This window comes from Gallibacterium salpingitidis, assembly GCF_001678495.1.
Classification (GTDB): domain Bacteria; phylum Pseudomonadota; class Gammaproteobacteria; order Enterobacterales; family Pasteurellaceae; genus Gallibacterium; species Gallibacterium salpingitidis.
Genome location: NZ_JTJL01000002.1, coordinates 1 through 12669, shown reverse-complemented (window position 1 = coordinate 12669; position 12669 = coordinate 1). Strand labels below are relative to the sequence as shown.

Below are 12669 nucleotides of genomic sequence, written 5' to 3'. Positions count from 1 at the left end.
AAAAGTGGATATTTCATCATTAAAAAGTAAGGATTAAATTTACAATGAAAGTACTTCATATCTGTTCTGAACTCTATCCTCTGATCAAAACTGGCGGATTAGCTGATGTAATGGGTGCATTACCATTTGCTCAGCAAGCAGAGGGAATGGATGTCAGAGTAGTGTTACCTATGTATCCAGCAGTAGCAGAGAAGCTGCAACATGAACATTCACTGCATCTATTTACTTTTGCTGGACATATTGAAATTCGTCATGCTGAATATCAAGGAATTGGTATCTATTTAATTAATGCGCCACATCTATTCAATCGTCAAGGTAATCCATATCACAACGAATATTATCAAGATTATGCAGATAATTATTTACGCTTTGCTATTCTTGGTTGGACAGGTGCAGCATTAGCTGCCGGTGCAGATACTTGGTGGGGCGCTGCTGATGTATTGCATATGCACGATTGGCAAGCTGGTTTAGCTGGCGCTTATGCGATGGCTTGGAATTTACCGGTTAAAAAAATCTTCACTATTCATAATTTAGCCTACGCAGGTTTATTTGATGCACGCCATATGGCAGATTTGCAATTACCTCATCATTTTTTCCACGTTGATGGCTTAGAATTTTATGGACAAATTTCTTACCTCAAAGCAGGACTTTATTATGCTGATGAAATTACAGCTGTAAGTCCAACATATGCACGAGAAATTACCGATCCAGCAATGGCTTATGGCTTTGAAGGTTTATTACAAACAAGAGCAGCAGAACAACGTTTACATGGCATTTTGAATGGGGTTGATGAGCAAGTGTGGAATCCTGCCACTGATACTAATATCGCCAAAACCTATAAAGTCGGCAAAATGCAAGGTAAGAAAAAAGATAAAGAGGAGTTACAAGCGGAATTTGGCTTAGTACAAAATGCAGAAGCACCATTATTAGTGATGGTAACTCGCTTAGTAGAACAAAAAGGTGCTGATTTAGTGATTGCTGCTGCTGAAGCAATGGTGAAAAAAGGTATCCAATTAGCTGTTTTAGGTTCGGGCGCACCACATTTTGAAGAGAGCTTACGTCATTTAGCGGCGGCTTATCCACAGCAAATTGGGGTAAAAATTACCTATAATGAAGCGTTATCACATCGTATGGTTGCTGGCGGCGACGTTATTTTAGTACCAAGCCGTTTTGAGCCTTGTGGTTTAACACAATTATATGGTTTGAAATATGGTACGTTACCATTAGTGCGTGCTACCGGTGGACTTGCAGATACTGTGGTGGATACAACCCCAGAAACGCAAAAAGAGAAGAGCGCAACAGGATTTGTATTCTTGCATGCTGATGTAAATGGCTTCCTTTATGCGATAGATAAAATGTTAGAAATTTGGCAAAAACCGCGTCAATGGAGCTTGATCAGATCAACAGCAATGCAACAAGATTTTAGCTGGCAAAAAGCAGCAAAAAGTTATTTAGCGTTGTATAACAAATAGCCGGCGCATTGTTATTTTCTAAAATAGTGTGTGTAAGTTATTTTACATACACTATTTATTTTTTGTGTGTTTTGTCTTTTGTGTGAATAAGTTTTTTAAAATCATAATCTTACGGTTGGAGAAAATCTTCTGATTATTATGAAATAATGAATATTTATGCGATTTTCGTGTAAATAGTGTGCGTTTTTCATTGAAAAAATCGCCAAAATAACATAGGATACCCGCCGCAAAATTTTCCATTTTTAAGTTGGAGATCAGAAATGCCATCAAATAAAATTAAATTTTCCTATAATGCACCTGCCAGAGATGTTGAATCCCTTAAAGCAACCATTGTTTCAAAACTTATCTATAATTTATGCTGTGAACCATCAGAAGCAAAATTAACTAACTGGTTAAATGCAGCGCTTTATACAGTGCGTGATTTAAGTGCACAATCACGTTTACATACCCGTCGTGCGATTAAACATGAAAAATCACGTCGTGTTTACTATCTTTCTATGGAATTCTTAATGGGACGTGCGTTTAGTAATGCGCTGATTGCTGAGAATGTCTATGAAGCGATGAAACAAGCCTTTACTGAACTTGGTTTAGATTTTGATGCTATTCTTAATCAGGAAGAAGATCCAGGTTTAGGAAATGGTGGTTTAGGTCGTCTTGCGGCGTGTTTTTTAGATAGTTTAGCCACTTTACGTATCCCAGCTACCGGTTATGGCATTCGCTATGATTACGGTATGTTTAAGCAAGAAATTGAAAATGGCCGTCAAGTGGAAAAACCAGATGGTTGGTTAGCGCAAAATATCGCTTGGGAATACAATCGTCCAAGTAAAAAAATTCCAATTCGTTTTGGTGGACAAATTTATTATGAAAATAATAAGTGTATTTGGAAACCATCAGATGAAGTGGTGGCATTAGGCTATGATCAACTTATTCCTGGTTATGACAATGATATCGCCAATACCTTACGTTTATGGTCAGCGCAATCTAGTGATGCCTTTAGCTTAAATGATTTTAACCGCGGTGATTATTTTGCGGCAATGGAGAAACAAAATTTCTCTGAAAACGTATCACGTGTGTTATATCCAGATGATTCAACTACTGCGGGACGTGAATTACGTTTACGCCAAGAACATTTCTTAACTTCTGCTTCAGTACAAGACATTTTACGTCGTCATCTTGATATTTTTGATAACTTAGACAACTTAGCAGATAAAGTCGCCATCCATTTAAATGATACGCACCCAGTATTGGCAATCCCTGAATTAATGCGTTTATTAATTGATGAACATGGTTATGAATGGACACAAGCATGGGAAATGTGTTGTAAGATCTTCTCTTACACTAACCATACCTTAATGAGTGAAGCATTAGAAACTTGGCCAATTGAAATGCTTGGTACTATTTTGCCGCGTCATTTACAAATTATCTTAGAAATCAATGAATATTTCTTAAATGGTTTACGTGCTCAAGGTTATGGTGAAGATCTTATCCGTCGTGTGTCTATTATCGATGAAGATAATGGTCGTCGTGTGCGTATGGCGTGGTTAGCGGTTATCGGTTCTTATAAGATCAATGGTGTGGCAAAAATTCACTCTGATTTGATGGTAAAATCAATCTTTGCTGATTTTGCGAAGATTTATCCAGATCGCTTTACTAATGTGACTAACGGTGTAACACCACGTCGTTGGTTGGCAATCGCCAATCCGGGCTTATCTGCATTAATTGACAGTCGTATTGGCAAAGGTTGGCGTAAAGACTTAGAAGAGCTTAGTAAATTAAACCAATTTGTTGATGATGAAAGCTTCTTGCAAGATTTCCAACGTGTGAAATTTGCTAATAAACAACGTTTAGCGGATTACATTAAAACTAACCTTGGTATTGAGGTGAATCCACACGCGCTATTTGACGTACAGGTGAAACGTATTCACGAATATAAACGTCAATTATTGAATGTATTACACATTATTTATCGTTATAACCAAATCTTGCAAAACCCAGATGCGGATTGGACACCACGTGTATTCATCTTTGCTGGAAAAGCAGCAAGTGCTTACCATACAGCTAAAAAAATCATCAATTTAATTAATGATGTAGCGAATGTTATCAATAATGATGGCCGTATTCGTGATTTAATTAAAGTGGTATTTATCCCTAACTATGGCGTAAGTCTTGCGCAAATTATTATTCCTGCTGCTGATTTATCCGAACAAATTTCATTAGCAGGTACAGAAGCGTCAGGTACCAGCAATATGAAATTTGCTCTTAACGGAGCATTAACTGTGGGTACTTTAGATGGTGCGAATGTAGAAATCTTGAATATGGTAGGACAAGAAAATGTCTTTATTTTTGGTAATACCGTTGAACAAGTGGAAGCATTGCGTGCGAAAGGTTATTCACCGTTTGAGTTCTTTGAAAAAGATCCTCAATTACACGAAATTGTGCAACAAATTACTTCTGGTCGTTTCTCACCACAAGATGTAATGCGTTATCAAAATGAATTAAATCTGTTCAGTGATTACTACCAAGTAATGGCCGATTTCCGTTCTTATGTGGAAATTCAAAAACAAGTTGATCAGCATTATCGCAATCCACAAGCGTGGGCGAAATCAGCATTAATCAATACTGCGAATATGGGGTATTTCTCATCTGACCGTTCGATTATTGATTATGCAGAAAATATCTGGAAAGTAGGGCCGTTGTTAAGCTATGACAAAGAGGTTTATGAAGCGGAAAACTGCGTATTTGAAGATGAACTTCCAGAGAAAATTTAACTTTGATTAAAATATGGTAGGAGAAGGCAGTGTATTAACACTGCCTTTTTTATGCATCATTATGCAGTTGAGCTTTCATTAGTTTGTCTTAATAAACGGCTAGAAATTGTGCCAGCTGTCATCGCACCGTTCACGTTGAGTGCAGTACGTCCCATATCAATTAATGGTTCAATAGAAATTAATAAACCAACTAAGGTTAATGGTAATCCCATTGTTGATAGTACAATAATTGCTGCAAAGGTTGCTCCACCACCAACACCTGCAATACCAAATGAAGAGATAGTGACAACAAGCACTAAAGTAGTAAGAAAATGAATAGAAGTTGGATCAATGCCCACAGTTGGCGCAACCATCACTGCTAACATTGCCGGATAAATTCCTGCGCAACCATTTTGTCCAATTGTTGCCCCAAAAGAGGCAGAGAAGTTAGCAATCGCACTAGAAACACCTAATTTGTTGATTTGTGTTTCAATATTTAGAGGAATGGTGGCGGCGCTAGAACGTGAGGTGAAGGCAAAAAGTAGCGTTGGAGAAACTTTTTGATAATAACTAAGTGGATTGACCTTAACCAATGTCAGTAATAAGCCATGAACAATAAACATCAAAATAATGGCTAAATAAGAGGCGACTACAAAACCGGCTAAATTCAAAATATCGGTTAAACTTGAAGTTGCTACAACCTTAGTCATTAACGCTAATACACCGTAAGGAGTAAGGCGAATGACAACACGCACTAAACTCATCACTAATTTATTTAAGGTATCTACGCCTTGGGCAATGCGTTCTGATAACGCTTGATCTTTTTTGCGAATACTTAAAATCGCAACACCTAAAAAGGCGGAGAAAATTACCACACTAATAATAGATGTCGGATTTGCCCCTGTTAATTCTGCAAATGGATTTTTCGGAATAAACGAAAGGATCATACTTGGAATGGTTAAGCCATCAAGTTGCGCCGCACGTCCTAATACTTTCTCATTAGCAGCGATTTCGCGTGCACCAGAAGTTAAACCTTCTGCAGAAAGATGGAATAGATTGGTCATCGCAATCCCGATAATCGCTGAAATTGCGGTAGTAATTAAGAGAATGGAAAGTACGCTAAAACTGATTTTACCGAGTGAGCTAGCATCATGTAACCGAGAAATCGCGGAGAGGATAGAGACTAACACTAAAGGCATTACGATCATTTGTAATAAACGGACATAACCGTTACCGACAATGTTGATCCAATTAATGGTTTCAGCTAAGACCGGAGAGTCAATTTGATAGATTAGCTGTAACACACCGCCAAAGATAACCCCAATAATTAACCCCACTAGCACTGTACGGGAAAGATTATCCGAGCGTTTAAAATAGGCTTTGATCAGCCATAATAGACCGATAAAGACAATGAGATTAATGATAGTACTTAACATTATATAATTACTCCTAAGTTTTAGAATGAATTAGCGCTTAATGTAAAGGTTTTTTAAATTATAACAACCATTATTTTTAATATTTTTGTTACATTGGCTAATAAAAATAAGGAGTTTGGGGATATGACTAATGAAATGGTTTCAATACAATTCCATTCTATTGGTGTAGTGAAAACTAGAATGGAATTGATTTATTGGAAAATAAGGAAATTAGGATGAAATTATTCTTTTCTGCTTTTTCCTTTAATCACTTTCATCATTTCTGTAATCATTGGTCGGAGCTCTTTAAAGAGTGGATTATCGCGATGTTCCATAACGACTTCTGTCATCAATTTTAAACCTACAGCAAACCGTTGTGCCATTTCTGGTGTAAATCCTTCTCGTTGTTGGGTTAATTCAATAATCCGGAAAATATTGTCGTGGTTAGGGGCATTAAATTGAATCTGTTGATTGACTGTATTCCCCTCATGATCAGCGAGATAATCTACGGTAATTTGATATTGATGTTGTTTCATCATGTTCTCCTTTAATAAAAAATAAATATTTGCATAGTAATAGAAAGTATTTTTACCTTGTTATGATCCTGCAATGTTTACAAGATCGCAATCTTTTTAAATTAAATTTTGCCAAAAAAAATTGCTTGATTTAATTGGAAAAATCTATGCAAGTGATTTTGTAATCGCTAGCGTAAATTTTCTAGCATCGCTTTGGAATGCGCAGTATGCTAGTTGCGCTCAAACTGGATTGAGTGCGTTGCCAAGTTAAGTGAGGATAGTATGAAATATGTAAAATTAGGCAATACAGAAATTGAAGTATCAAAAATTTGTGTAGGTTGTATGTCTTATGGAAAACCATCCGAAGATTTCCATTTATGGACATTGGATCAAGAACAAACGACGGCGATGATTAAACAAGCGTTAGAGTGCGGCGTTAATTTTTTTGATACTGCAAATTGCTATTCACATGGTACTAGTGAAGAGTATCTAGGGAAAGCGTTAAAACAATTAGGTGTTGCTAGAGAGAAAGTCGTCTTGGCATCCAAAGTATTTTACAATGAAGGTGCGTTATCACGGGCTGCGATTAATCGCGAGATTGATGGAACTTTACAACGGCTTGGTACGGATTATCTCGATCTTTATCAAATCCATCGTTTTGATTACAACACACCGATTGAAGAAACAATGGAAACCTTACATCAGTTAATTGTTGCTGGAAAAGTCAGAGCAATTGGTGCATCTGCGATGTACGGTTATCAATTTCATAATATGCAAATTGCTGCAGAGAAGAATGGCTGGACATTATTTTCTACCTTACAAAATCACCATAATTTGATTTATCGGGAAGATGAGAGAGAGTTGATTCCTGTTGCTGATCAATATGGTGTTTCCAGAATTCCATATTCGCCACTAGCTGGAGGGCATCTTGCTCGTGCCAATTGGGGAAGTGATTCTAAACGCTGGGCATTAGATAAAGGCTTAAAAGGAAAATATGATAAGACTAAAGAGAGCGATTTAGCAATTGTCGCAAGAGTAGCGGAGTTAGCAGAACGTTATGGTGTTTCAATGACAGAAATTGCGCTAGCGTGGCATTTTAAACGTGGTGCTGCTGCACCAATTGTTGGGGCAACTAAAACTCACCATTTTCTTGATGCGGTAAAAGCAGTAGAGTTCGACTTGAGTGATGAAGATGCAACTTATTTAGAAGAACTTTATGTACCTCATGCTTTAGCAAGTGTAATTCCAGTGCCAAGGAAAAAATAATTGATGAATTTTTCTATTCTTTATCAAACAGAAGATTTTGTCATTATTGATAAACCACAAGGCGTGAGTGTTCATAAAGATGATACTGAGATTGGCTTAACAACATTAGTTGCAAAGCAATTACAAGTAGCGCAGGTTTGGTTGATACACCGACTGGATAAAAGCACTTCAGGATTACTATTATTAGCTTTAAATCGAGAAGCGGCAGCGGAGTTATCAACATTATTTGCTGAACATCAAATTCAAAAAATCTATTTAGCATTAACACGAGAAAAACCGAAGAAAAAGCAAGGGGTAATTCGTGGTGATATGGTGCGAACACGTCGTGGTATGTGGAAATTAACACCTACACAAACACAACCGGCAATCACACGTTTTTATTCTGTTAGTTGTGAAAGTAAATTGCGCCTATTTGTATTAAAACCACAAACTGGTAAAACACATCAATTACGAGTGGCAATGAAAAGCCTAGGTAGTCCAATTTTAGGTGACCCATTATATGGTGATAAAACAGAGAGGGTTGATCGTTGTTATTTGCACGCTGCAGTGTTAGCTTTTACTTTTCGCGGCCGTTTTTTTCAGTGTGTATCTGCACCAAAAGAGGGGCATTTCAGTGATGATTCAGTAAAAGAGCAAATTGCTTCGGTGCTCGCACAAGAAATTGCAGAAATGCGAGAATAAAGCGTGATTTTTGAAGCGGTTAGTATTATCATTACAGCACTTTTAACCAAATTTGAACCAGTTTAAATATGAGCAAGTTGTTTTTTAGTTTTCGATTTTTTAACTCTTAGTTTCTAAGAGGCGATTGGTTTAACTAAAAATTCTTGCCAAAATTAAACTGACAAGCCTCCCTAATTATGGAGGCTTTTTTTATGACCATTTTTAAACGTTTTATCAAATATCAGAAACATAGAGGAAAGGTATGCAAAACCTAGAACAGATCACAGCTGAAGCCTTAGCGGCAATTGCAGCAGCTCAAGACGGCAAAGCGTTAGAAGCCATTCGTGTTGAGTACTTTGGTAAAAAAGGACCTTACACTTTATTAATGCAAGGTTTACGCGATGTACCAGCAGACGAACGTCCAGCTATGGGGGCTAAAATTAATGAAGCTAAACAAGCAGCACAATCAGCATTAAATGCACGAAAAGCGGAATTAGAAGAAGCAGAACTCAATGCGAAATTAGCTAAAGAACGTATTGATGTGAGCTTACCAGGACGCAAATTGGAAAATGGTGGATTACATCCAGTGACCTTAACCATTGAACGTGTAGTGAAATTTTTCTCTGAATTAGGCTTTGCAGTGGAAACTGGACCGGAAATTGAGACCGATCACTATAATTTTGATGCGTTAAATATTCCAGCACACCACCCAGCACGTGCCGATCACGATACCTTCTGGTTTGATGCAGAGCGTTTATTACGTACTCAAACATCTGGCGTACAAATTCGTACTATGGAGAAACAACGTCCACCAATTCGTATTATTGCACCGGGACGTGTTTATCGTAACGATTACGACCAAACTCACACTCCAATGTTCCATCAAATCGAATTATTATTCGTAGATAAAAAAGCAAATTTCACCGAATTAAAAGGTCTATTACACGATTTCTTACGTAATTTCTTTGAAGAAGATCTACAAGTACGTTTCCGCCCATCATATTTCCCATTTACTGAACCATCAGCAGAAGTGGATGTGATGCGTAAAAATGGTAAATGGCTAGAAGTATTAGGTTGCGGTATGGTGCATCCGAATGTATTACGCAATGTTGGTATTGATCCAAATGAATATTCTGGTTTTGCGGTAGGAATGGGCGTAGAACGTTTAACAATGCTTCGTTACAACGTGACAGATTTACGTGCTTTCTTTGAAAATGATCTTCGTTTCTTAAAACAATTTAACTAATTTGCAGGGGAGAGAATTTAAATGAAATTTAATGAATCATGGCTAAGAGAATGGGTTAACCCTGCAATTACTACTGAACAATTATGTGACCAAATTACTATGCTTGGTTTAGAAGTCGATGGTGTCGAAGCGGTTGCAGGCGAATTTAGTAATGTGGTGGTTGGTGAAGTTGTCGAGTGTGCGCAACACCCAGATGCCGATAAATTGCGTGTTACCAAAGTGGATGTTGGTACAGGTGAATTATTAGATATTGTTTGCGGTGCGCCAAATTGCCGTAAAGGGTTAAAAGTAGCTTGTGCAAAAGTCGGTGCGGTATTACCGGGTGATTTCAAAATTAAGAAAGCAAAATTACGTGGTCAACCGTCAGAAGGAATGTTGTGTTCTTATGCTGAATTAGCAATTTCAGCTGATGGCTCTGGCATTATTGAATTACCGGCAGATGCACCAGTAGGAATGGATATTCGTGAATATTTCAATCTTAACGATCAAGCAATTGAAATTAGTTTAACGCCAAATCGTGCTGATTGTTTAAGTATTCGTGGTGTAGCTCGTGAAGTGGCAGTAGTCAATAGAGCTGAATTGAATGAACTACAATTTGCACCAGTAACAACCACAATTAGCGATAAAGTAGCGATTGAATTACAAGCACCTGAAGCTTGCCCACGTTATTTATTACGTGTTGTGAAAAATGTCAATGTGAAAGCGGCAACCCCAATTTGGATGCAAGAAAAATTACGCCGTTGTGGCATTCGTTCTATCGATCCTGTTGTTGATATTACCAACTATATTTTGTTGGAATTAGGCCAACCAATGCACGCTTTTGATGCAGCCAAAGTCGCGCAACCTGTGCAAGTTAGAATGGCTAAAGCTGGAGAAACCTTAGTATTATTAGATGGTTCAACTGCAGAATTAAAAGAAAACACTTTATTAATTGCTGACCAAAATGGCCCACTAGCGATGGCGGGTATTTTTGGCGGTGAAGCAAGCGGTGTTAATGAAAATACTAAAGATGTAATTTTAGAATCAGCATTCTTTGCACCATTAGCGATTACTGGTCGTGCAAGACAATATGGTTTACATACTGATGCTTCACACCGTTTTGAACGTGGTGTTGATTTCCAATTACAACGTTATGCAATGGAACGTGCGACAGCATTATTAGTGGAAATTTGTGGTGGTGAAGTCGGTGAAATTTGTGAAGTAGCAGATGAAAAACATTTACCGCAATTAAAACCAGTTACTTTACGTCGTGAAAAATTGGATAGTCTATTAGGGCACGTTATTCCAACTGAAACTGTAACAGATATTTTCCAACGTTTAGGTTTCCAAGTTAGTTTTGCTAATGATGTTTGGACAGTTATTCCAACTAGCTGGCGCTTTGATATTGAAATTGAAGAAGACTTAATCGAAGAAGTTGCACGTATTTATGGTTACAACACCATTCCAAATAATGCACCATTAGCACATTTAATGATGCGTGAGCATAAAGAAGCAGATGTTGCATTAAGCCGTATTAAAACAGCATTGGTTGAACATGATTATCAGGAAGCAATTACTTATAGCTTTGTCGATCCAAAAGTACAACAATTGTTGCATCCACAACAAGAAGCATTGGTGTTACCAAATCCAATCTCTGTTGAAATGTCAGCAATGCGTGTTTCTTTACTAAGCGGATTACTTGGTGCTGTAGCTTATAACCAAAATCGTCAACAATCTCGTATTCGCCTATTTGAAGCTGGATTGCGCTTTATTCCAGATAGTGCTGCGGAAAGTGGCGTGCGTCAAGAATTTGTTCTCGGTGGTGTGATCACAGGAACTCGCCATGCAGAACATTGGGCAATTAAATCAGAAAACGTTGATTTCTTTGATTTAAAAGGTGATTTGGAGAGTATTTTTGATCTGACTAATGCTGGAAAAAATATTAAATTTGTTGCAAAATCGTATCCGGCATTACATCCGGGACAATCTGCAGCCATTATGCTTGATGGCGAAGAAATTGGTTTCATTGGTACAATCCACCCTCGTGTAGCACAACGTCTTGATTTAAATGGTAAAGTTGTTGTGTTTGAAGTATTATGGAATCGGATTGCACATAAAGATGTAATTCAAGCCAAAGAAATTTCTCGTTTCCCAGCAAATCGTCGCGATCTCGCTATTATCGTTGCTGACAATATCGCAGCAGATGATGTATTAGCCGTTTGTCGTGAAGCTGCAGGTGCACAATTAACACAAATTAATTTATTTGATGTTTATCAAGGCCCAGGTGTTGCAGAAGGAACAAAAAGTTTGGCAATCAGCTTAGTGTTGCAAGATAAAGAAAAAACATTAAGTGATGAGGAAATTTCAGCAGTGGTGAATGCCGTGTTGTCTGCATTGAAAGAGAAGTTAAATGCTTATTTGAGAGATTAATCTATGACATTAACAAAAGTAGAACTCGCTGAAAATTTAATTGATAAATTTGACCTCAATAAAAATGATGCGAAAGCATTGGTCGAGTCATTTTTTGAAGAAATTCGTCTTGCTTTAGAAGCTGGTGAAGATGTAAAACTCTCTGGATTTGGTAATTTTGAATTACGCGATAAAACCCCTCGTCCAGGCAGAAACCCAAAAACAGGGGAGTATGTACCTATTACCGCACGTCGTGTTGTCGTGTTTAAAGCTGGACAAAAATTGCGGGCGCGTGTTGAGAAATCGAAACCAAAAGGCTAATTCATAAAGAAAAGTATTTCCCTAGCAAGGGGAATACTTTTTTCTTTTCAACATGATTTTAGTGATAAAACGTGGAGAAACGATGTGTTAGTAAAAGTGATATCTGCAATAAAAACTAGTGTGATAATTAGTGTTGCGGTAGGTTTAGCAGCTTGCTCAAGCTATCAGCACCGTTCTTATCACAGCCGAATGCCAGATCCGATTTATACTATGGCACAATTGAGCGAACAACAACATGAGTGGTATCGTACACCATACCGTATTGGTGGCAATACACGCAGTGGTGTTGATTGTTCTGGTTTTGTGATGCGTACCTTTGCAGATCGTTTTTCTATTCAATTACCGAGAACAACGACAGCACAATCACAAGTTGGTATAAAAGTACCACTAGATGATATTCAGACAGGCGATTTGGTGTTCTTTAAGACCGGTAGAGGCCCTAATGGCTATCATGTAGGAATTTATGTAAAAAATAATCAATTCTTACATGCTTCTACATCAGGCGGTGTCATTTATTCCTCTTTGGATAATCCTTATTGGAGTAAGGCTTTCTGGCAGGTACGGCGTTTATAACTGGATTTGATATAGAAGAGTGTGTAATTTACACACTCTTATTAAAATGGTCTAATAGACAAAAGT

10 protein-coding genes are annotated in these 12669 nt (G+C 37.7%); 8 read left to right on the top strand and 2 right to left on the bottom strand.

All coding sequences use genetic code 11. The features are described 5' to 3' along the window. The first annotated feature begins 44 nt into the window (after positions 1–44). Entirely contained in the window at positions 45–1472 is a 1428-nt protein-coding gene (gene glgA / locus QS62_RS00670; RefSeq protein WP_066104358.1) for a glycogen synthase GlgA, read from the top strand. A 260-nt stretch (positions 1473–1732) separates the two neighbouring features. Next, positions 1733–4240 (top strand): glycogen/starch/alpha-glucan phosphorylase, encoded by a 2508-nt coding sequence (locus QS62_RS00660; RefSeq protein ID WP_066104352.1) that lies wholly within the window; start codon positions 1733–1735, stop codon positions 4238–4240. A gap of 59 nt (positions 4241–4299) precedes the next feature. On the opposite strand, the gene QS62_RS00655 is transcribed toward QS62_RS00660, so the two are convergent. Then, positions 4300–5655 (bottom strand): L-cystine transporter, encoded by a 1356-nt coding sequence (locus QS62_RS00655; protein WP_066104349.1) that lies wholly within the window; start codon positions 5653–5655, stop codon positions 4300–4302. Between the two features lie 221 nt (positions 5656–5876). Further along, complete coding sequence (locus tag QS62_RS00650; RefSeq protein WP_231923656.1) at positions 5877–6173, bottom strand: DUF3861 domain-containing protein; 297 nt, start codon at positions 6171–6173, stop codon at positions 5877–5879. A gap of 258 nt (positions 6174–6431) precedes the next feature. On the opposite strand from QS62_RS00650, the gene QS62_RS00645 reads away from it, so the two are divergent. From QS62_RS00645 to QS62_RS00620, 6 genes are all read left to right on the top strand, one after another. Beyond that, positions 6432–7415, top strand: coding sequence for an aldo/keto reductase (locus tag QS62_RS00645; protein WP_066104342.1), 984 nt, complete (start codon positions 6432–6434; stop codon positions 7413–7415). Positions 7416–7418: 3 nt separating this feature from the next. Further along, positions 7419–8096, top strand: a complete 678-nt coding sequence (locus QS62_RS00640) for a TIGR01621 family pseudouridine synthase (RefSeq protein WP_066104339.1) — start codon at positions 7419–7421, stop codon at positions 8094–8096. 241 nt (positions 8097–8337) lie between these two features. Beyond that, positions 8338–9321, top strand: a complete 984-nt coding sequence (gene pheS, locus QS62_RS00635; RefSeq protein WP_066104336.1) for a phenylalanine--tRNA ligase subunit alpha — start codon at positions 8338–8340, stop codon at positions 9319–9321. A 21-nt stretch (positions 9322–9342) separates the two neighbouring features. Continuing rightward, positions 9343–11730 carry a phenylalanine--tRNA ligase subunit beta gene (pheT, locus tag QS62_RS00630; protein ID WP_066104333.1) on the top strand — a complete coding sequence of 796 codons (2388 nt, stop codon included), beginning with the start codon at positions 9343–9345 and terminating at the stop codon, positions 11728–11730. A 3-nt stretch (positions 11731–11733) separates the two neighbouring features. Continuing rightward, positions 11734–12030 (top strand): integration host factor subunit alpha, encoded by a 297-nt coding sequence (locus QS62_RS00625; protein ID WP_066104330.1) that lies wholly within the window; start codon positions 11734–11736, stop codon positions 12028–12030. Between the two features lie 99 nt (positions 12031–12129). Continuing rightward, positions 12130–12603: a C40 family peptidase gene (locus QS62_RS00620; RefSeq protein WP_066104470.1), complete on the top strand. Its 474-nt coding sequence runs from the start codon at positions 12130–12132 to the stop codon at positions 12601–12603. Positions 12604–12669 lie beyond the last annotated feature (66 nt).